The organism is Curtobacterium sp. AB451, from assembly GCF_050585845.1.
Lineage (GTDB): Bacteria > Actinomycetota > Actinomycetes > Actinomycetales > Microbacteriaceae > Curtobacterium.
In genome coordinates this window covers 509,881-531,002 of record NZ_JBOBQG010000004.1, presented here as the reverse complement: position 1 = coordinate 531,002, position 21,122 = coordinate 509,881, and the positions used below count along the sequence as shown (strand labels likewise).

General features: G+C 71.4%; 17 protein-coding genes. 12 read left to right on the top strand and 5 right to left on the bottom strand.

Annotation, left to right across the window (positions count from 1 at the left end; genetic code table 11):
- Positions 1-122 precede the first annotated feature (122 nt).
- Positions 123-1,418 carry a glycosyltransferase family protein gene (locus ACQXVK_RS12425; RefSeq protein ID WP_430853731.1) on the top strand — a complete coding sequence of 432 codons (1,296 nt, stop codon included), beginning with the start codon at positions 123-125 and terminating at the stop codon, positions 1,416-1,418.
- Between the two features lie 155 nt (positions 1,419-1,573).
- On the opposite strand, the gene ACQXVK_RS12420 is transcribed toward ACQXVK_RS12425, so the two are convergent.
- Entirely contained in the window at positions 1,574-4,012 is a 2,439-nt protein-coding gene (locus tag ACQXVK_RS12420; RefSeq protein WP_430853730.1) for a hypothetical protein, read from the bottom strand.
- The gene (locus ACQXVK_RS12415; protein ID WP_430853729.1) at positions 4,012-4,575 is read right to left on the bottom strand and encodes a hypothetical protein; all 564 of its coding nucleotides are present in this window, start codon (positions 4,573-4,575) and stop codon (positions 4,012-4,014) included. The genes ACQXVK_RS12420 and ACQXVK_RS12415 overlap by 1 nt, the downstream gene beginning before the upstream one ends.
- A gap of 206 nt (positions 4,576-4,781) precedes the next feature.
- On the opposite strand from ACQXVK_RS12415, the gene ACQXVK_RS12410 reads away from it, so the two are divergent.
- The 5 genes from ACQXVK_RS12410 (at position 4,782) to ACQXVK_RS12390 (ending at position 10,025) form a co-directional block, all read left to right on the top strand.
- Complete coding sequence (locus ACQXVK_RS12410; RefSeq protein WP_430853728.1) at positions 4,782-5,684, top strand: ABC transporter permease; 903 nt, start codon at positions 4,782-4,784, stop codon at positions 5,682-5,684.
- 3 nt (positions 5,685-5,687) lie between these two features.
- Positions 5,688-6,917 (top strand): ABC transporter ATP-binding protein, encoded by a 1,230-nt coding sequence (locus ACQXVK_RS12405; RefSeq protein WP_022905591.1) that lies wholly within the window; start codon positions 5,688-5,690, stop codon positions 6,915-6,917.
- Positions 6,836-7,948, top strand: coding sequence for a glycosyltransferase family 2 protein (locus ACQXVK_RS12400; RefSeq protein WP_430853727.1), 1,113 nt, complete (start codon positions 6,836-6,838; stop codon positions 7,946-7,948). Before ACQXVK_RS12405 ends, ACQXVK_RS12400 begins: the two co-directional genes overlap by 82 nt.
- A gap of 74 nt (positions 7,949-8,022) precedes the next feature.
- Positions 8,023-9,174 carry a glycosyltransferase family 4 protein gene (locus ACQXVK_RS12395; RefSeq protein WP_430853726.1) on the top strand — a complete coding sequence of 384 codons (1,152 nt, stop codon included), beginning with the start codon at positions 8,023-8,025 and terminating at the stop codon, positions 9,172-9,174.
- Complete coding sequence (locus ACQXVK_RS12390; RefSeq protein ID WP_430853725.1) at positions 9,171-10,025, top strand: glycosyltransferase family 2 protein; 855 nt, start codon at positions 9,171-9,173, stop codon at positions 10,023-10,025. The genes ACQXVK_RS12395 and ACQXVK_RS12390 overlap by 4 nt, the downstream gene beginning before the upstream one ends.
- Before the next feature lie 151 nt (positions 10,026-10,176).
- On the opposite strand, the gene ACQXVK_RS12385 is transcribed toward ACQXVK_RS12390, so the two are convergent.
- The 3 genes from ACQXVK_RS12385 to ACQXVK_RS12375 form a co-directional block, all read right to left on the bottom strand.
- Positions 10,177-11,850: a glycosyltransferase family protein gene (locus ACQXVK_RS12385; RefSeq protein ID WP_430853724.1), complete on the bottom strand. Its 1,674-nt coding sequence runs from the start codon at positions 11,848-11,850 to the stop codon at positions 10,177-10,179.
- A 154-nt stretch (positions 11,851-12,004) separates the two neighbouring features.
- Positions 12,005-12,868: a glucose-1-phosphate thymidylyltransferase RfbA gene (gene rfbA, locus ACQXVK_RS12380; protein ID WP_402268178.1), complete on the bottom strand. Its 864-nt coding sequence runs from the start codon at positions 12,866-12,868 to the stop codon at positions 12,005-12,007.
- Positions 12,869-12,890: 22 nt separating this feature from the next.
- Positions 12,891-13,499, bottom strand: a complete 609-nt coding sequence (locus ACQXVK_RS12375; RefSeq protein ID WP_022906295.1) for a dTDP-4-dehydrorhamnose 3,5-epimerase family protein — start codon at positions 13,497-13,499, stop codon at positions 12,891-12,893.
- 85 nt (positions 13,500-13,584) lie between these two features.
- Here ACQXVK_RS12375 and ACQXVK_RS12370 point away from each other — a divergent pair, with 85 nt between their 5' ends.
- From ACQXVK_RS12370 to ACQXVK_RS12345, 6 genes are read left to right on the top strand one after another with little or no spacing between them, the layout of a single operon-like run.
- A complete protein-coding gene (locus ACQXVK_RS12370) occupies positions 13,585-14,526 on the top strand; it encodes a glycosyltransferase family 2 protein (protein WP_416395603.1) in 942 nt (313 codons plus the stop codon).
- Complete coding sequence (locus ACQXVK_RS12365) at positions 14,516-16,099, top strand: DUF2142 domain-containing protein (RefSeq protein WP_430853723.1); 1,584 nt, start codon at positions 14,516-14,518, stop codon at positions 16,097-16,099. Before ACQXVK_RS12370 ends, ACQXVK_RS12365 begins: the two co-directional genes overlap by 11 nt.
- Positions 16,096-17,082, top strand: coding sequence for a dTDP-glucose 4,6-dehydratase (rfbB, locus tag ACQXVK_RS12360; RefSeq protein ID WP_430853722.1), 987 nt, complete (start codon positions 16,096-16,098; stop codon positions 17,080-17,082). The genes ACQXVK_RS12365 and rfbB overlap by 4 nt, the downstream gene beginning before the upstream one ends.
- Positions 17,083-17,096: 14 nt before the next feature.
- Positions 17,097-17,948, top strand: coding sequence for a dTDP-4-dehydrorhamnose reductase (gene rfbD, locus ACQXVK_RS12355; protein ID WP_402268190.1), 852 nt, complete (start codon positions 17,097-17,099; stop codon positions 17,946-17,948).
- Positions 17,945-18,916: an NAD-dependent epimerase/dehydratase family protein gene (locus tag ACQXVK_RS12350; RefSeq protein ID WP_430853721.1), complete on the top strand. Its 972-nt coding sequence runs from the start codon at positions 17,945-17,947 to the stop codon at positions 18,914-18,916. Before rfbD ends, ACQXVK_RS12350 begins: the two co-directional genes overlap by 4 nt.
- 59 nt (positions 18,917-18,975) lie before the next feature.
- Complete coding sequence (locus ACQXVK_RS12345) at positions 18,976-21,105, top strand: acyltransferase family protein (protein WP_430853720.1); 2,130 nt, start codon at positions 18,976-18,978, stop codon at positions 21,103-21,105.
- Positions 21,106-21,122: the final 17 nt, after the last annotated feature.

Below are 21,122 nucleotides of genomic sequence, written 5' to 3'. Positions count from 1 at the left end.
AGCTGCCGCGCGCCAGGCGCGGATCGACGGGTCGGCCGCGGGGTGCCGTCGGCCGATGACACCCTACAAGGCGCGCGCCCGCGCTCCCCTGTGATCACTGCCGATTCGTGCAGAATGGCTCGGTGACCGCGACCAGCATCCCGACCGCTCCCACGTCCTCCCCTCTGGCGGAGGACTACGCGGCGATCGCCGCCGGTCAGCACGCCGAGGGACCTCGCGGGACCGTGCGGTTCGCGGTCTCGACGGACGACACGACCGAGGGCAAGGGCGACCTCTACGTCGCGCTCGGGCTCGCCCGGGCACTCCGGGACGCCGGGTGGGGCGTCTTGATGTGGCCGATGACCCGCTGGGCGGACCCCGTGCCGGAGGACACCGCCGTCGTGGTCGTCATGATCGAGTCCTTCGTGCCCGGCCGGGTGCCGCCGACCACCGCCCTCGTGGCGTGGGTGCGCAACTGGACGGCGAAGTGGGCGGCGTTGCCGTACCTCGACGAGTTCGAGGCGGTCTGGACCTCGTCGTCCGCCGCCCGCGACGCGATCGCCGAGCAGTACGACGGCCCGGTCGAGGTCGTGCCGATCGGTGTCGACACCGACCTCTTCACGACCGACCCCGACGCCCCGCGGAGCGACCGTGCGGTGGCGACCGTCAACTTCTGGGGTGTCCGACGCCACGTGCAGGACGTCCTCGACGAGGTCCGTCCGGCCGAGCCGATCGTCTGGTTCGCCGCGAACGCCGAGCACGTCGAGCCCTCGCCCGGCGTCGAGCTGCGGCCGATGGTCCCCTACTTCGCCCTCCCCGAGGTGTACCGGTCGGCGGCCTTCGTGGTCGACGACGTCATCGCGCCGGCGGCCGAGTACGGCACGCTGAACTCCCGCCTGTACGAGTCGCTCGCGGCCGGCGCCCTGCCCGTCACGGACTGCGCGCTCGGGCTCGAGGAGCTCGGTCTCGCCGACGTGCCGGTCTTCGACGACGCCGCATCGCTCGAGCGGGCGCTCGCGATGCCGGACGACGAGCGGACGGGGCTCGTCGAGCGGCTGCGTGGCGTCGTCCTGGCGCGCCACTCGTTCACGGCCCGTGCGGAGCAGGTGCGCCCGGTCCTCGAGGCCGCGATCGCGCACGCCCGCTCCCGGACCGGCAGCCGGTCGCCCTTCCTGCGGTGGGCGACGAACGAGCGCGAGGTCCTTCGGGTCGCCGAGCAGGAGCGCGACGTGCACCTGCAGGGCGTCCGCGACATCAACGAGCGGCTCGTCGTCGCCGAGGAGGCCGTCGCGTCGTTCGACGCCGCCCGTCGACGGGCCGAAGCGGAGCGCGACGCGATCGCGCGCGAGTACGACGCGCTCACCCGGTCGGCGGAGTACCGCCTGCTGCACCGCTTCGGCGGCCTCGCGCGCGTCGTGCGCGGACGCGACCACGGCTGAGCACCGCCCACGCCTGCGCGACGCGCGGCTGAGCACCGTGCACGGCTGTGCAGCGCGCGCACCGGACCCGGCCACGCACGAGACGGGAGGCGCCCCACCAGCTGGTGGGGCGCCTCCCGTCTTCCGCGTCGCGGTCTTCCCGACCGCCAGCCCGCCTACTTGACGGTGAGCGTCCGGCAGAGCGTCGTGTTCGACCCGGCGCCGGTGTTCATCGCGTAGACGCACACCTGCGTGCTCCCGGAGGCCTTGCCGGTCAGCGTCGTCGAGAACGCGTGGTTCGCCCCGTACCCGCCGTAGACGGTCGCGAGCGAGGCCTTCGCCTGGTTCGCGGTCAGCGACTTCGCGCCGGCGCCGTTCAGGTACACGTGCACCTGGATCGGCGACGCGGTGTCCGGGTCGATGGCCCAGCCGCGCACCTTGACCTGGCCGGTGCCGGGCGACGAGACCTCGTCGAGCAGCAGGACCGGGTTGCCCGAGGTCATCGCCACGGTGCTGCACGCGTTCGCGTTCGAGCCGCCGCCGACGTTCGTCCCGACGACGCAGACGGTGTGCTTGCCCGGGCCGATGCCGGTCAGCGTCGCCTGGAAGCCGTGCTTCGAGTAGTACCCCGGGAACGCCTTCGCCGCGGTGTCGCTCACCTGGTCGGCCGTGCCCGTCTGGACCTTCTTGCCGTCCACCGTGTACGTCACGCCGATCGGCTGGACGGTGTCGGGGTCGACGGCGTACCCGCTGACGCGCAGCGAGCCGAGGGTCGGCGACGAACCGGACTCGATCGTCACCTTCGGCGGACCGGTCGGCGTCTGGAACGTCGTGCAGACGTTGCTGTTGCCGCCGGGGCCGACGTTGATCGCGATGATGCAGAGCTGGTGCTTGCCCGCCGGCACACTGCTGCGGGTGAACAGGATCGCGTGGTCGTCACCGTAGCCGGGGAGCGCCTTGTCGAGTCCGGCCTTGGTCTGGTCGGCCGTGAACGAGGTCAGCGGCTTGCCGTCCAGGTACAGGTGGACGCGCAACGGCGCGATCGTGTCCGGGTCGGCCGTCCAGCCGCGGATCTTCAGCTTGCCCGGCACCGTGGACGACGCCTCGTCGATGATGATCCACGGCGAACCGCTGGCCTTCGTCACGGACTTCGACCCGAGCTGGGTCCACTTGCCCGTCGACGAGTCCTTCGCCCACGTGCTGATCGTGTGCTTCCCGGCGCCGATGCCGCCGATCGTCGCGGAGTAGCCGTGCGCCGAGCCCCAGCCGGGGTAGGTCTTCTCGACGTCGGTGCGCGAGGCGCTGGCCGTCCAGGACTTCTTCACGACGTTGTCCACGCGGAGCTGCACGGCGACCGAGGACGTCGTGTCCGGGTCGATCGCCCAGCCGCGCACCGAGAGCTTGTCCGCGGCGAGCGTGGCCTGGTCGAGCTTGCCGAACGGCGCGCCCGTCCGGACGGTCACCTGCTGGCACCCGAGCAGCGCGTTCGCGCCCTGGCCCTGGTTGATGCCGAACACGCAGACGTTGTGGCTGCCGCCGCCGATGCCGGTGAGTGTGGTCGAGTACCCGTGGGCGGTGTTCCCCGCGCCGAGCCGGCTGGCGAGGTCCGAGCGGTTCGCGTTCGCGTCGATCGTCCGCTTGCCGACGCCGTCGACGTAGAACGCGACGCGGATCGGCTTCGTGGCGACGTCGGGGTCGTACGCCCAGCCGCCAACGGTGACCTGGCGGTAGCCGGTCTTCACGGAGTCGACGCTGCCGACGGGCGAGCTGCCGCCGGTGGGCGAGCCGAACCAGTCGGTGTACATCCGCCAGAAGTTCCGGTTGCCGTAGGCCGAGCAGCCGTCACCGGTGCCGTAGAGGTTCGACATAGCGGCCGCGTTCGGGGTGTACGGCGTGTAGATGTACAGCCCGGCGGTCGCCTGGTTCTTGATGTAGACCGTCTTCCGACCGCACGCGGCGTTCGGGTTGTAGAGGATCGAGTTGTTGCGGCCGGCCTGGTACGCCCACGACGTCGGCGACGCCTGGTAGCGCTTGAACTGCAGCGCCGCGGCGTACACCTGCTGCCCGAAGCCGTAGTACTTCGGGTCGCACGGCGCGGTGTCCGGGCAGGCGAAGCCCGTGGCGTGCAGGTACATGTAGCTCGTCGGGCTGTTCGTCGCGACGATGCCCTGTTCCTTCTGCAGGAGCACGAGGAGCACCTTCTGGCTGATGCCGCACGCGGCACCGACCTGCGCGATGACCGTGGCCGCCGACTTCACGCCGCCGTTGATGGCGGAGCACCGTCCGGACACGGCGGCGATGCCGCTCATGTTCTGCGAGAAGTTCTTCAGGCACGCGGGGCCGCCGGACGCCTGCCGGCAGTTCGGCGCGACGCTGTTGAGGAACGACTGCACGGACGACGCGCTCATCGCGGACCCGTTGTAGAAGTTCACGTCGCTGATGATGTTGCCCGGGTCGAACGACGCGGCGGTCGCGGCCGAGGCGGACTCCGTCGTGGTCTGCTCGGACAGCACCGTGCCGAAGGTCAACCCGCTCACCGCCACGGCAAGCGCGGCCACGAGGGCGAGGGACGACCGCAGCGGGCGTCGTCGCCCGTCGGTTCGGATGGATCGCATCACGGCACCTCCGCCGTCATCGGGTCGGACGTGGTCGACTGCGAGCCGACCCGGTAGTCGAGGGTGATCGACCAGGTGCCGCTCGACACCTGGGCCGCGGGGAAGGACACCTGCGCGCAGTTGACGGAGGACGCACTGGCCTCCGCGGTGCTCGTCAGGGTCCGGCTGACACCGCCCTTGCTCGCGGTGAACGTGCACGTGCCGGATGTGTTCGTCGTGCCCGAGACGAGGCCGCCCGCCTGGAGCGTCCGGCTGCCGGTGTCCCAGCCGGCGTACGTGACGACCGCCGTGGCGGGGAACTCGGACGGGTCGTCGTCGGGCTCCGTGGTCTGGCCGGTGCCGGGGAACGCCGACGGGCTGTCGTCCGTGTCGTCGGGAGTGCTCGGCGACGGGGTCGACGAGGCGGTGGGTGAGTCGGTCGCCGTGGCGGTGGCGGTGGCACTCGCCGAGCGCGTGGGAGACGCGGTCGGATCGTCGTCGCTCCCGGCGGAACAACCCGCCGAGAGGAGACTGAGAGCACCGAGCACCGCGATCGCAGCGATCGGCCGTGATGCGAGGTGCATGCTGACGGGCCGTCCTGTGGATGTTGACAAGGGTCCGGGTTGCGTCAACGGTAACCCGAAAGTGAAGGTTGAGGGTTAAATCCGCGCACTTTCACCCCCGCACGGGGGCGGACGACAGGTGTCGTTCGATCCGCCGGACGCACCGGCGTCCTGGGTGATGCGGTGAGTATGCTGTTCCGGTCCTGCCCCCACGAACGAAGAGACACATGGTCGATCAAGCCCGCATGGCCGCGCTCGCGAAGGAGCCCCTGGTCGTGGTCGGCGCTCCGACGAGTGCCATCCGAGGAACCTGGCGCGAACTGCGTGACGTGTTCCGGCAGCGCGAGATGCTCGGCATGCTCGTGCGCCGCGACCTCAAGGCGCGGTACAAGGACTCGGCGCTCGGGTTCGTCTGGACGCTCGTCCGGCCGCTGACCCAGCTCCTCATCTACTACTTCGTGATCGGCAAGGTGCTCGGCGCCGCGCACGGCATCGACAACTTCGCGATCTACGTCTTCACCGGCCTCGGGGCGTACACGCTCTTCAGCGAGATCGTCGCCGGGTCGACGGGCTCGATCGTCGGCAACAGCGGCCTCATCAAGAAGGTCTACGTCCCGCGCGAGGTCTTCCCGCTCGCGAGCGTCGGCGCCGCCCTGGTCAACTACGCCATCCAGTTCGTCATCCTGATCGCGGCGACGCTCGTGCTCGGCGCGTTCCCGTTGCACGAGGGCCTGGTCTACCTGGTGCCGTCGCTCGCCGTCATCGTCGTCTACGGCGCCGCCATCGGGCTCGTCCTGTCGGCGCTCAACGTGTACCTGCGGGACGTGCAGTTCGTCATCGACGTCGGCCTGATGGTGCTCCTCTGGGGATCGCCCATCGTGTACTCGTACTCGATGGTCCTCAAGGAGCTGCAGGTCCAGTGGATCCTGACCGTCTACACGAACAACCCGCTGACCCTGTCCGTGCTCGGCATGCAGAACGCCATCTGGCTGCACGACCCCGCGAAGGTCGTCTACCCGGACCACCTCATGCTCCGACTCGGCATCGCGTTCGTCATCGGCCTGTTCTGCCTCATCGGCGCGCAGCGGGTCTTCTCCCGCCTGCAGGGCAACTTCGCGCAGGAGCTCTAGACCATGGCCATCAGCACCCCCGTCGCGCCCACCACGCAGCAGGACGGCGACGAGCGCCCCGACGTCATCGTCATCGACCACGTCCGCAAGCGCTTCACCGTCCGCAAGGACAACACCATCCGCGAGCGGATCGTCACGCTCGGCCGCGCCGGCCGGAAGCACCGCCAGGACTTCTGGGCGCTCGACGACGTCACCGTCTCGATCCAGGCGGGCACGACCGTCGGGCTCATCGGTCAGAACGGCTCGGGCAAGTCGACACTGCTTAAGGCCATCGGCGGGATCATCCAGCCGACGTCCGGGACCGTCTCGCGCCGCGGCCGTCTGGCGGCCCTGCTCGAACTCGGCGCCGGGTTCCACCCGGACCTGTCCGGTCGCGAGAACGTCTACCTCAACGCGGCGCTGCTCGGCCTGAGCCGCAAGGAGACCGAGGAACGGTTCGACGACATCCTCGCCTTCTCCGGCATCGGCGACTTCATCGACACCCAGGTGAAGTTCTACAGCTCCGGCATGTACGTGCGACTCGCCTTCGCGGTCGCCGTGCACACCGACCCTGACGTCCTGCTCGTCGACGAGGTCCTGGCGGTGGGCGACGAGGCGTTCCAGCGCAAGTGCCTCGACCGCATCCGGTCGTTCCAGGAGCAGGGCAAGACGATCATCATCGTCACGCACTCGCTCAGCCAGGTGCAGGAGATGTGCGACCGGGTCGTGCTGCTCAACAAGGGCAAGGTCCTGCACGACGGGGACGCCGTCCAGGCGGTCAGCAAGTTCCGCGACGTGCTCGAGGAGCGCCGCTCCGGCGAGCTCAGCGCCGACGTCGCCGTGGGCCGCGGCACCGTGCTCGGCGCGACCGTGCACGCCGACGGCAAGCAGCACCGCGCCCCCGTCACGCCGGGCGACGACCTGGTCGTGGACATGGAGTTCGAGCACCTCGACGGCGTCACCGACTGGGAGGCCGCCGTCCAGATCAACAACACCGCCGGACAGGTCGTCTACGGCACGACCACCGGCATCATGGGCGTGCACCTCGAACCGCTGCACGGGCGCCGGAAGCTCCGGCTCCGGATCACGGACACGAACTTCGGCACCGGCAAGTACTTCATCAACGTGTCGATGATGGACTCCGCCGGCCGGCACCTGCACGACCTGCCGGAGTGCGACTCGTTCGAGGTCCCGTCGTTCGGCGACGCCGTCGGCAGCGTCTACGCCAAGCCCTCCATCGAGGAGCTCGACTGACGCTGCACGACGGCGCCTCCCGCACCGCGGTCGTCGTCGTCAACTGGAACCGTGCCGACCTCACGACCCGCGCCGTCCGCGCCGTGCTCGACGACGGCGCGGCCGACCAGGTGTTCGTGGTCGACAACGGTTCGACGGACGACTCCGTCGCCGTGCTCCGCCGCGACCTGCCGGAGGCGACGGTGATCGTCCGTGCCAGCAACGGCGGGTTCGCCGCCGGGGCGAACGCGGGCATCCGGCACGCGGACGCCGACGTCGTCGTGCTGCTCAACAACGACGCCGACCCCGCTCCCGGCTTCGTCGCGGCCCTCCGCGACCACCTCGACGCCGCCCCTGCGGCCGTGGCGGCCGTGACGGGCCGCATCGTGCTCGCCGGGCGCTGGTCGCGCCTCCCGGCCCACGCCGCACCACCCGCCGGACGCGCGCTCCGCGACCACGACGGCCGCACCTGGGTCCCCGACCCGGACGGCGAGGTCCGCCTCAACTCGACCGGCGTCCGGGTCGACCGCGACGGCAACGGAGCCGACCGCGACTGGTTCGCGCCCGCCGACCACCCGGCCGAGCGCGACGTGTTCGGCTTCTCGGGCGGTGCCTCCGCCCTGCGCGTCGCGGCCCTCGAGGACGTGGGCCTCCTCGACGAGTCGCTCTTCATGTACTACGAGGACACCGAGCTCGCCTGGCGGCTCCGACGCCGCGGGTGGCGCGTGGAGTACGCGGCCGACGCCGTCGTCGAGCACGACCACTCGGCGTCGTCCGGCGTGCAGAGCGACCTGTTCGTGTTCCGCAACGCCCGCAACCGCCTCGTCGTCGCCCTGTGGCACGCGCCGTGGCCGACCGTGGTGCGCGCTGCGGTCCGGACCGCAGCGCGCGGGCTGGTGGGTCTGCGGTCCAGCCGCAGCAGACGGGAGGCGCGGCTCGTCCTGGCAGCGCTGGTTGACGTGGTCGGGCGCCTCCCCGCGCACCTCGCGCGCCGCCGCCGCGAGACGCGGGTCGCGTCCGTCCCGCGGAGCGCCGTGGACCCGACCGCATGAGCGGGGCGGGCTATCCTGGAGGCTCCCCCGTCGACGGTCCCGGCCGCGGCGTCCCCGGCCGGAAGGAACCACGCGTGCCGCAGCTCACCGTCCTCATCGACGGGACCGCGGTACCGCGCAACCTCGGCGGTGTCGGACGCTACGTCGAAGGGGTCGTGTCGCACCTGACCGACCCGACACTCGACGTGCACCTCGTCGTGCGGCCCGTGCACGCCGCCCACTTCCGCACCGTCGCACCGCACGCGACCCTGCACACCGCGCCGGCGTGGACCGAGTCCGTGCCGCTGCGGTTCCTCTGGGAGCAGACCGGGCTGCCGGCACTCGGTCGGCGGATCGGCGCCACGGTGCTGCACTCCCCGCACTACACGTTCCCGTTCGCCTGGCGGCGGGGCTCCGTCGTCACGCTGCACGACGCCACGTTCTTCTCGAACCCCGAGTGGCACTCCCGCCTGAAGCGCACGTTCTTCACCTGGTGGAGCCGCCGCTCGCTCCGGACCCGTCCGGTCGTCGTCGTGCCGAGTGCCGCCACCGCGACCGAGGCACGACGCGTCGTCCCGGGCATCCGTGCGGACGTCCGGGTCGCCCCGCTCGGCGTAGACCGCACCGTCTTCCACGAACCGTCCACCGCCGCGGTCGAGGACGCCCGGATCGCCGCGACACTCCCCGACGACGCCGCCTGGATCGCCTTCCTCGGCACGATCGAGCCACGCAAGAACGTCACCGCCCTGCTCGACGCGTACGCCTCGGTCCGCGACGCCCGGACGGTCACCGGTTCGGACACGCCCTGGCTGGTGCTCTCCGGCGCCCGCGGCTGGGACGAGGCCGCGATCGAACGCCTCGACGCACTGCAGGACGCCGACCACGTGGTCGAGGCCGGGTACCTGCCCCTCGAGGACCTCTCCGGGTTCCTCGGCGGCGCGGAGTTCGTCGTCTACCCGTCGCTCGGCGAGGGCTTCGGTCTGCCGGTCGTCGAGGCGATGGCCACGGGCGCGTGCGTGCTCACGACCAGACGCCTGTCGCTGCCCGAGGTCGGGGGCGACGCCGCCGTGTACAGCGAACCCGACGCCCCGGCGCTGGCGGCCGCCATCGCCGAGCTGCTCGACGATCCGGCGCTCGTCGCGTCGCACCGTGCCGTTGCGCTCCGGCGGGCCGAGGACTTCACCTGGGACGCCACCGCGGCCGTGCACACCGACGCCTACCGGGCCGTCGCCGGGGGTGTCCGATGACCCGGGTCGCGGTGCTCACCGTCACGTACAACACGGGTGAGACGATCCGGCCGTTCCTCGCGAGCATCGAGGCGGCGTCGACGTCCCCGGTCGCGGTCGTCATCGCCGACAACGGCTCGACGGACCTCGAGGCGCTCCGGGCGATCGGCGAGTCGTACGGCGCCGTCGTGGTGTCCTCCGGCGGGAACCGCGGCTACGGCGGTGGGATCGACGCCGCGCTCGGCGCCCTCGACGACGTCCTGCCGGACGTCCGCCCGGAGTTCCTGCTCGTCACGAACCCCGACGTCGTCCTCGCGCCCGGTTCCATCGACGAACTCGTGGCCGCGGCCGACCGGCTCCCGACCGGCGGGTCGTTCGGTCCGCGGATCCTCGACGAGCACGGTGACACCTACCCCTCGGCACGGCAGCTGCCCTCGCTCCGCACCGGACTCGGTCACGCGGCGTTCTCACGGTTCTGGCCGGCGAACCCGTGGAGCCAGCGCTACTGGTCGACCACCGAGGTCGTCGAGCGCGAGGCCGGCTGGCTGTCCGGCGCCTGCTTCCTCATCCGGACGTCGCTGTTCCGCGAGCTCGAGGGCTTCGACGAGTCGTACTTCATGTACTTCGAGGACGTCGACCTCGGCCAGCGTGTGGGGCTCGCCGGGCGGGCGAACGTGTACGTGCCGACCGCCGTGGTGACGCACACCGGGGCCCACTCGACGTCGTCGAACCGGCGCCGTATGGAGGTCGAGCACCACCGGAGCGCCTACCGGTTCCTGTCCCGCAAGTACCGGGCGTGGTGGCTGTGGCCGCTGCGGCTCGTGCTGCGCGTCGGACTGTCGGTCCGCGCTCGGTGGGTCACGCGCAAGTAGCGCCCGCGCAGCTCCACGCGGCTTTGGTTGTGCGGCGGCGCAGCCGTGCCCGCGTCGAACCAGGGTTCCGACGTGGAACCGGGCACGCGGCCTGGTTCGACGTCGCGAACGTGGTTCGACGCCGGGGCGGGGCAGCGCGGGCGCGGCGCGCTCAGCGGCGGAGGCGGGTGCGCTCCTCGCGCGCGGCGGCGAGCAGCACGCGGGCCCGGGCGTCGAACGAGTGCTCGGCGGCGACGTGCGCGGCGACCTCGGCGCGCTCGGCGGCCGACGGCCACGGGTGCGCCGGGTCGAGCAGGTCCGCCAGGTCCTCCCGCGACCGCGCCACCGCCAGCGTCGGGACGTCGAGCACGTCACCGAGCCCGACCACCGGGTCCGTCACGACGACTCCCCCGGACGCCAGCACGTCGAACACCCGGTTCGACACGAACCCGCCGGCCGCCATGTCCGGCCAGTGGTCGTTCAGCACGACACGGGCGGACGCGTAGGCACCCGCGACCTCGGACCGGGACAGCGCCGGCTCGCCGCGGAGCTCCGGCGGAACGACGCCTTCCCACCCGGGGCCGTGCACGCGCAGATCGGCGCCGAGGGCGACCGCGTCCCGGACGACCGGGCGCGCGGCACCGCGCGTCGACCCGACGAAGACGACCCGGCCGGCATCGGGCCCGGCGGACACGTCCGGACGGAAGACCGCCGGGTCGGTCGCCTGGAGCAGGGTCTCGACCGGCACGCCCGAGCGCGCGGCAGCGTCGGCGGCCCACGCCGGACCGGCGGCGAACGACCGGTCGAACGACCGCAGCTCGGTGTCCGCGACGTCGTCCGGGTGGCTGATCACCCACAGGAGGTTCACCGACGCCGGGTTCGGCGGCACCCGGTCGAGTCCCCGCACGACGAGGGTGACGTCGTCCGTTCCGTCGTCGTCCCGCACGTGCGCGTCGCGGCGGTCGACCCGCACGTGCTGCCCGAGTCGCTCGAGGGCGGCGGCCAGCTCGGCGGCGAAGTGCACGTCGCCCCAGCCGTCACCGTCGGGCCCTGCCGGTGCGGCGATCTTGATCGACCAGGCGAGCGGATCGGCAGCGGGACGGCAGGAGCGGCGGGCCGGCGTCACAGGCCGGGCACCCCACGGCGGCAGCGGCGGGCCGGCGACGACACCGGCACCGAGACCCCCGACCGGCGTCCGCGATCGGTCACGCCAGGATGCGACGACGTCCACCACGCCGGCGTCGACGGTGCGGCCCGGCTCGACCGTCCGGACCACCGGACCGACGTCGCGGACACGCACGGCCGTGTGGGCAGCCGCGGCCGCGTCGGCGGTCCACGCCGTGAGGGCGGTGCGTTCGTCCGGGAGGCACGGTGCGGCCACCACGGCCCACTGCGGCATCGCGATCACCGGTTGGTCCGCCCCGAACACCAGGTCGTCCTCGGGCGCGGGACGGTCGTCCGACCACGGCAGCGCTCCGGGGCGCACGAGCCGGGCTCCGGTGCGCGCCTCGCCGTCGACCGTCCGGACGACGGCCTGGCTGGGACGCCCCACGTCGTGCGCGAACAGTCTCAGCGCGTCGGCGTCGATCACGACCGAGGTGTCCACGACCACGAGCACCCGGCCGACGCCGGCGGCGACCCCGGCGTTGACCGCCGAGCCGATCCCGTCGACGGCGTCCGTCCGGACCCACGGCAGCGCCCCGTCGAACGCGTCCTCGGGCGAGGCGTCGGCCACGTAGCTGACCGCCCGGACGTCGACCGTCCGCCCGAACGCGGCACGGGCGACGTCGACGAGTCGTGCGACATCGGCGTGCCGGTCCGAGCGGGTCGTGACGACCACCGTCACCGGCACATCCAGCTGCGGCAGCGGGACGTCGGAACCGGCCACGCGGACGGGTGACGCCGCCGTCACGGACGCGTGTCGCGCCTCCTGGACCGCATCGGAACCGGAGGGCGTCGCTTCCCGACGGCGGCGCCGGCCGAAGATCGCCACGGGGCGATCAGGCGGAGAGGAGCCGCTGGAGGTAGACGCCGTAGCCGCCCTTGACGAGCGGGGCGGCGAGCTCGGCGAGCTGCGCGTCGTCGATCCAGCCGTTGCGCCAGGCGATCTCCTCGATGCAGCCGATCTTGAAGCCCTGGCGGTCCTCGATGACCTTGACGTACTCGGACGCCTGCATCATCGACTCGAACGTGCCGGTGTCGAGCCAGGCGGTGCCGCGGTCGAGGACCTGGACACCGAGTTCGCCGGCCTCGAGGTAGCGCTCGTTGACGGTCGAGATCTCGAGCTCTCCGCGGGCGCTCGGCTCGATCGTCTTCGCGATCTCGATGACCTTGTTGTCGTAGAAGTACAGACCGGGGACGGCGTAGTTCGACTTCGGCTCGGTCGGCTTCTCCTCGATGGAGACGGCGGTGAAGTTGTCGTCGAACTCGACGACGCCGTAGGCCTTCGGGTCGGCGACGTGGTACGCGAAGATCGTCGCGCCCTCGACCTCGGTGTTCTTGCGGAGGTTCGTGCCGAGGCCCGTGCCGTGGAAGATGTTGTCGCCGAGGACCAGCGCGACGCTGTCGTCGCCGATGAAGTCCTCGCCGATGACGAACGCCTGCGCGAGGCCGTCCGGGCTCGGCTGCACGGCGTACTGGATGTCCATGCCGAGCGCCGAGCCGTCGCCGAGCAGCGCACGGAACTGGTCGTTGTACTCCGGCGTCGTGATGACGAGGACCTCGCGGATGCCCGCCATCATCAGCGTCGACAGCGGGTAGTAGACCATCGGCTTGTCGTAGATCGGCATCAGCTGCTTGCTGATGCCCTTGGTGATCGGCCAGAGGCGGGTGCCGGAACCCCCGGCGAGGATGATGCCCTTCATCGGGATCGTCTTCCTTCGTTCGTTACTTCGTCGTGCGGAGGGACTCGGTGTAGGCCACGCACTCCTCGTACGTCGGCAGGAGGCCCTGTTCGGCCGCCTGCTCGAGCGTCGGCGCGTTGGTGTCCTTCTCGGAGAGGACCGGCTCGCCGATGCCGTCCGGCAGGGTGAGGCCCACGGTCGGGTCGAGGATCGTGATCCCCTTCTCGCGCTGGGGGTCGTAGTGCGCGCTGACGAGGTAGTTCACCGTCGAGCGGTCCTCGAGCGCGACGATCGCGTGCCCGAGCCCCTCGGACAGGTACACGGCCCGGCGGTCGACGTCGTCGATGCGGACCGAGTCCCACTGGCCGAAGGTCGGCGAGCCGACCCGGATGTCGACGATGTAGTCGATGAACGCCCCGCGGACCGCGGTGACGTACTTCGCCTGGCTCGGGGCGACGAGGGCGTAGTGGATGCCCCGCGCGACGCCGGCCGACGAGATCGACATGTTCACCTGCCGCAGGTCGAGCGGGTGACCGACCGTCTCCTCGAGGACGTCGGCACGGTACGACTCGAGGAACGCTCCTCGTGCGTCGCCGTGCTGGACGGGCGTGAACTCCCACGCGCCGGGGATCTTCAGTTCGCGGATCTGCACCGGGGAAGCCTAGCAAGGCGCGAGTTCGCATAGGCTGTCATGGTTCTGCGCACTGCCGACTCCCGAAAAGAGACCCAGCGAGCCCGTGAAGCTATTCGTCCAGATCCCCTGCCTCAACGAGGAGAACACCCTCGCCAGCGTCATCGACTCGATCCCGAAGCAGATCGACGGCATCGACGAGATCGAGATCCTGGTCATCAACGACGGCAGCACCGATCGCACGGTCGAGGTCGCCAAGGAACACGGCGTACGGCACTTCGTGCACCACACCACGAACATGGGCCTCGCCCGGTCGTTCCGTGACGGCGTCGACTACGCGCTGCTCCACGGTGCCGACATCGTCGTGAACACCGACGGCGACAACCAGTACCCGCAGGCGCACATCGCGGAGCTGGTCCAGCCGATCCTCCGCAAGGAGGCCGAGATCGTGATCGGCGACCGGCAGACCCGGACCATCGAGCACTTCTCGGGCTTCAAGAAGCTCATGCAGCGCTTCGGCTCGTGGGTGGCCTCCCGCGCCGCCGGGCTCGACCTGCCGGACGCCGCGAGCGGGTTCCGCGCGTACTCGAAGTACTCGCTCATCCGCCTCAACATCGTCACCCGCTTCAGCTACTGCATGGAGACGATCGTGCAGGCCGGGTACAAGCGCCTCGCGATCGCGTCGATCCCGATCACGACGAACCCGAAGACCCGCGAGTCCCGCCTGTTCAAGAACATCTGGCAGCACATGTTCCAGTCCGGGTCCGCGATCGCCCGCGTGTACCTGATGTACCGCCCGATGGCACTGTTCCTCTGGGTCGCGGCGATCCTCGGCGCGCTCGGCCTCTGGCCGCTCGTGCGCTACCTCGTGCTCCTCGCGATGCAGACCGGCGGCAACCACCTGCAGTCGATCATCCTCGGGGTGGTCCTGCTCATCACCGCGGTCCTCAGCGTCGTGATCGGCGTCGTCGCCGACCTCACGAGGCTCAACCGCACGCTGGCCGAGGAACAGCTCGACCTGCAGAAGCTGCAGCGCTATGGCGACTGAGGGCACCGCCGCACTGCCGGTGTCCCGGGGGGAACGACGCACCGTCGTCGCACTGACCGCGGCGTTCGCGCTGCTGCTCACGCTCTGGGCGTTCCTGACGCCGATGTTCGCGGCCCCGGACGAGGCGGCGCACTTCGACGCCGCAGAACAGCTCGCCCTGGGCAAGGGGTGGCCCGCACCCGGCGACATGGACCTGCTCGCGACGACGTACGTCGAACAGGGGCAGTCGACCACGGTCGCCGCCGCGAACCGCGACACGGTCGCCCAGCTCACCGCCGAGAACCCGGGCAACCACGACTTCGTCAACCAGATGACGCAGCACCCGCCGACCTACTACGGCGTCGGCGCGGTCGTGCTCAAGGGCATCGGGTTCTTCCACCTGCGGTGGGACGTCGGCGTGATGGCCCTGCGCCTCATGGACGTCGTGCTGCTGCTCCCCCTGCCCGCCCTCACCTGGGCCACCGTGCGGCGCGTCACACGCTCGCCCCGGACCGCGGTCGTCGGCGCCCTCGCGCTGTTCGCCGTCCCGCAGCTGGCGCAGATCGGGTCCTCCGTCACGAACGACGCACCGGTCATCCTGCTCGGTGCCGTGATCTCGTGGCTCGCCGCCCGGGCGCTCACGGGCGACCACCGGTGGCGGATCGCCGTCTGGCTCGGTGTCGCCGTCGCGGCGGTCTGCTCGGTCAAGGGCACCGGCCTGCCGACGGTGCCGTTCGTCGCCGTCGCCCTGCTGGTCGCGGGCCACGGCACGCTGTCCTGGGGTGCACGCATCGGCCGGACCGCCGTCGCGGGGGCGATCGTCGCCGCGCTGGGGTCCTGGTGGTGGATCCGCAACCTCGTCCTGTTCGGCACGCTGCAACCCGACGGTGTCAGCGCCGTCCGGCAGGACAAGCCGTGGGGTCGTGAGACGAGCGCGAACTTCGGCGAGTTCATGAACGTCGAGTGGGACCGCCTCACCTCGTCGTTCTGGGGCCAGTTCGGCGCGCTGCGCTACCCGATGAGCCAGATCCTGACCGACTCGCTCACCGTCGTCGCCCTGGCCGTGATCGTGGGCTGGGCGTTCCGACGCACCGCGAACCGGACCACCGCGATCGTGATGCTCGTGCTGCCCGCGATCACCCTGGTGATCCAGCTGCAGAACAACTTCGCCTCGTACGACGACACGCAGCTCATCGCCGGAGCGCAGGGACGCTACCTGTTCATCGGGCTGGTGCCGCTCGTCGTGGTGAGCGCGGTGGCGTGGCGGAACCTCGTCACGAGCGCTCCGGAGCGGGCCCGTCTCGCTCGCATCCTGACCTGGACGTTCCCGATCGTGGGGCTCTACGGGCTGACGGTCGCCTACCGCGGCTTCTACGAGAACACGCACCTGCAGGTCACCGTCGCCGGGCTCGGCCGACTCGTCAACCTCACCTCGGCCGGGCGTTACGGCTTCGCCGTGGTCCTGCTGCTGGCCGTGGCCGCCGGCGTCTGGGCGCTCGTCGAGGCCCGGCGGACCACGGCGTCCGGGTCCGCCCCGCTACACTCGTCCATCGATCCACCGTCACCGACTCCGAAAAGGAACCTGACCTCGTGAAGATCCTCGTCACCGGCGGAGCCGGCTTCATCGGCTCGAACTTCGTCCGTCGCACCCTGCAGGACGCGTACCCCGGACTCGAGGGCGCCGAGGTGGTCGTCTACGACGCCCTGACCTACTCGGGCAACCTCGACAACCTCGCGCCGGTCGCCGACTCGCCGCGCTACACCTTCGTGCAGGGCGACATCCGCGACGCCGCGAAGCTCGACGAGGTCGTCCCCGGCATCGACGCCATCGTGCACTTCGCCGCCGAGTCCCACGTCGACCGCTCGGTCCGCGACTCCGGCATCTTCGTCGAGACCAACGTCGTGGGCACCCAGCGCCTGCTCGACGCCGCGCTCCGGCACGGCACCGAGCGCTTCGTGCACGTCTCCACCGACGAGGTCTACGGCTCCATCAGCGAGGGCTCGTGGGACGAGGGGCGTCCGCTCGAGCCGAACTCGCCGTACTCCGCCTCGAAGGCCGGCAGCGACCTGCTCGCGCGGAGCTACCACCGCACGCACGGGCTGAACCTCTCGATCACGCGCTGCTCGAACAACTACGGGCCGTACCACTTCCCCGAGAAGGTCATCCCGCTGTTCGTCACGAACCTCATCGACGACGAGCACGTCCCGCTCTACGGCGAGGGCAACAACATCCGCGACTGGCTGCACGTCGACGACCACACCCGAGGCATCGCCCTCGTGCTCACCAAGGGCCGCGCGGGCGAGATCTACAACATCGGTGGCGGCACCGAGCTCACGAACAAGGAGCTCACCCAGCTGCTGCTCGACGCCACCGGCAAGGACTGGTCGTACGTGGACCGCGTCGCCGACCGCCTCGGCCACGACCTCCGCTACTCGGTCGACATCTCGAAGATCCAGGCCGAGCTCGGCTACGAGCCGCAGGTGCCGTTCGAGCAGGGCCTCGCCGACGTCGTGCAGTGGTACCGCGACAACCGCGCCTGGTGGGAGCCCCTCAAGGAGCGCGCGGCGCTCGCCTGAGCCCGGACGTCACGATGACCCGCACCCTGATCACCGGCGCCGCCGGCATGCTCGGTCGCGACCTGCAGCTCGCGCTGCAGGGTCGTGACGTCACCGCGCTCGGCCGCGCCGACCTCGACATCACGGACCCCGACGCGGTCGACGCCGCCGTCGCCGGCCACGACGTCGTCATCAACTCGGCGGCGTACACCAAGGTCGACGACGCCGAGACGCACGAGTCCGACGCCCGCGCGGTGAACGCCACGGGGCCGGCGCTCCTCGCCGAGGCGGCCGTCCGGCACGGCGCGAAGCTCGTGACGGTCTCGACCGACTACGTCTTCGACGGCAACGGCACCGCGCCCTACGCCGAGGACGCCCCGACCGACCCGCTGAACGCGTACGGTCGCACCAAGGCCGAGGGCGAGGCGCACGTGCTCCGGATCGCCCCGGACTCGTCGTACGTCGTGCGGACCGCATGGATCTACGGTGCCCACGGGCCGAACTTCGCCGCGACGATGCTCCGGCTCGCCCAGACGCACGACACGGTGTCCGTCGTGACCGACCAGGTCGGGCAGCCGACGTGGACCGGTGACCTCGCCCGACGCATCGTCGAGCTCGTCGACACCGACGCCCCGGCCGGGATCTACCACGGCACGAACTCGGGCCAGGGCTCCTGGTACGACTTCACGAAGGCGATCTTCGCCGAGAACGGGCTCGACCCGGAGCGGGTCCTGCCGACCGACAGCGCCGCGTTCGTCCGGCCCGCGCCGCGTCCGGCCTACAGCGTGCTCGGCCACGACGGCTGGTCGCGTGCGGGCCTGGCACCGATGCGCGACTGGCGCGAGGCGCTGCACGCTGCGACCGCCGCCGGGGTCTTCACAGCGTGACGGCCTCGTCGACCCCCGCGACGCTCGTCGTCGGTTCCGGCGGGTTCCTCGGCCGCGCGGTCCGTCGTGCCGCCGCTGCCACGCCGGGGGCGGACGTCCGTGCGGCGTCGGTCCCCTGGGACGACCAGGACGCCGCGGTCGAGGCGCTCGTCGAGGCGATCCGCGGTGTCCGCACCCCGGACGCCGGGTGGCGGGTCGTCTGGTGCGCCGGGACGGGTGTGGTCGCGACGGGTGCCGAGGTCTTCGAGGCCGAGCAGCAGCTCATCGCCCGGGTCCTCGAGACCGTCGAGGGCGACGACGCCGCTCCCGGGACGCTCTTCTTCGCGTCCTCGGCCGGGGCGGTCTACGCCGGTTCGTCGCCGGCACCGTTCGACGAGGACTCCGAGACGGCCCCGCTCGCTCCGTACGGCCGGGCGAAGCTCGCGGCAGAGGCGCGGTTCCGGACCTGGGCCGCGTCGACGGGGGCGCGGCTGGTGGTCGGACGCTTCTCGAACCTGTACGGGCCGGGGGCGAACCTCGGCAAGGCGCAGGGGCTGGTGTCCCAGCTCGCGCTCGCGCACCTCGAGGGCCGACCGTCGTCGATCTACGTCCCGACGGAGACGACGCGCGACTACCTCTACATCGACGACGCCGCCGCGATGGTGCTCGACGCGATGGACGCGGTCGAGACGCCCGACCACGCGGCCACCAGCCGCACCGACGGCGCCAGCGGCACCGCCGGCACCACCGTCACGAAGATCTTCGCCTCCGGTCGCAGCGCCACGATCTCCGAGGTCGTCGCCGCGGTCGAGGACGCGTTCGGCGAGCCCCTCGACGTCCGGCACGGTGCCGACCCGTCCGCGACGTTCCAGGGGCTCGACCTCCGGTTCGCCTCGCGTGTCCTGCCGAGCGTCGACGCGCGGGAGTTCACCGACTTCGGCCAGGGCGTCCGCAACACGGTCGACGCCCTCCGCGCGGCCCGGGCCTGAGCGTTCGAGAAGCCGCGTCGGATTCCGAGGATCCCACGGGAACTCGTAGGATGCCGTCAGTGAGCACTGCAACCGAGGATCTCCGCGGTCCCGCACACCGTGCCCGGGACACCACGCGCTGGGACATCCAGGGGCTCCGCGCCTTCGCCGTCCTCGCCGTCGTCGTCTACCACCTCTGGCCGAACCGGCTGCACGGCGGGTTCGTCGGCGTCGACGTCTTCTTCGTCATCTCCGGCTACCTGATCACCGGCCACCTCCTGCGCGAGCAGCGCTCCACCGGTCGGATCCGGCTCGGGCAGTTCTGGTCCCGCCGGGCGAAGCGCCTGCTCCCCGGTGCGTTCCTGACGATCCTCGCGACCGGCGCCGCGGTGCTGCTGGTCGTCCCGAGCGCACTGTGGTCGCAGTACGGACGCGAGCTGATCGCCTCGACGGTCTACGCCCAGAACTGGGAACTCGCGGCGAGCTCGGTCGACTACCTCGACGCCGACAACCAGGCCTCGCCCTTCCAGCACTTCTGGTCGCTGTCGGTCGAGGAGCAGTTCTACATCGCGCTGCCGCTGCTGCTGCTCCTGCTCGCCCTCGTCGTCCGGAAGCGGATCTCCCCCGTCAGGACGGCACGCGTCCTGCTCGGCACGGTCGTGGCGGCCTCGCTGGTGTGGTGCATCGTCCAGACGGCCACCAACCCGGGCGTCGCGTACTTCTCGACCGCAACGCGTGCGTGGGAGTTCGCGCTCGGTGGGCTCGCCGCGACCGTCGTGATCCGGACGCCGCGCACGGCCGTGGCCCGGCGTGTCCGGTCGGGTGCCGCGGTCCTCGGCGCCCTCGCACTCCTCGCGGCCCTCGTGGTGATCACCCCGGCGACGCCGTTCCCCGGCATCGCCGCGGCCCTGCCGGTCGTCGGTGCGGCGCTCGTGGTGACCTTCGGTGCGGGCACGCTCCTCGAGACGCTCGGCGCGGTCCGCCCGATCGCCTTCGTCGGCCGCATCTCGTACTCGCTGTACCTGTGGCACTGGCCGCTCGTCGTCATCGTGCCGATCTGGCTCGACCACCCGCTCGGCTGGAAGAGCAAGGTCGCGGTCCTCGCGCTCTCCCTCGTCCTCGCGGCCGTCACGACCGTCTGGTTCGAGGAGCCGCTCCGGTTCTCCGGGTGGGTCCGGTCGCTGCGCCCACGTCGCGTGGCGGTCCTCGGCGTCGTGTGCACGGTCGTCGTGGCCGCGCTCGGTGTGTCGACGCTGACCGCGGTGCACGTGCAGGAGGTGCAGGCGGCGACCTTCACGAGGCAGCTCGAGGACGGCGACGCGCCGTGCTTCGGTGCGGCGGCGGAGATCAGCGCCGCGAAGCCCTGCGTGGACCCGCGCCTCGCCGACGTCCGCGTGCCCGCTCCGTCCGCCGCGAAGGAGGACGACCCGAACCCCTCGCCCGACGAGCCGGACCCCAACTTCCGCAAGTGCTGGAGCGGCCGGTTCGACCCGTGCGTGCTCGGCAAGGCGTCGGGGTACTCGAAGCACCTGCTCGTCATCGGCGACTCGCACAGCAACACCCTGCTCGGCGCGTACCGGGACATCGCCGAGCGGAACGGGTGGCGCATCGACCTCGCCGGCATCGGCGGGTGCTACCTGACGACCGCGCACCAGCAGGCCCTGAGCCCCGCATCGGGCCGCGGCTGCGACCGATGGAAGCAGCAGGCGATCGCGTTCGTCGCCGAGCACCGCGATGCCGATGCCCTGGTGGTCGCGCACTCGACGACCCAGATGCCGGTCGACGCCCCCGAGGGCGCAGAGCGCGACGACGCGACACGCGCCGGCCTGCTCGACGCATGGCAGCGGGCCGCGGGTGACGAACTCCCCGTGATCGCGGTGCGCGACAACCCGGTCCCCCGACGCGACGTGGTGGCCTGCGTCAGCCGGATGACCGGCCCCACGGACGGCTCGTGCGACAACCCGCGGTCGGTGGCGCTCGCCCAGACGGACTCGTCGGCCGAGGCGATGGCGGAGTTCACCGCGGCGGGCGGCACGGGCGGTGTCGTCGACCTGACGAAGTACTACTGCACGCACACCACCTGCCCGGCCGTGATCGGGGGCGTGCTCGTCTACCGCGACACCAGCCACATCACGGGCACCTGGGCGAAGTCGCTCGAGCCGTACATCGACCAGCAGCTCAAGCAGGAGCTCGCGTCGTTCTCGCGGTGACCTGACGCGGTCCAGGA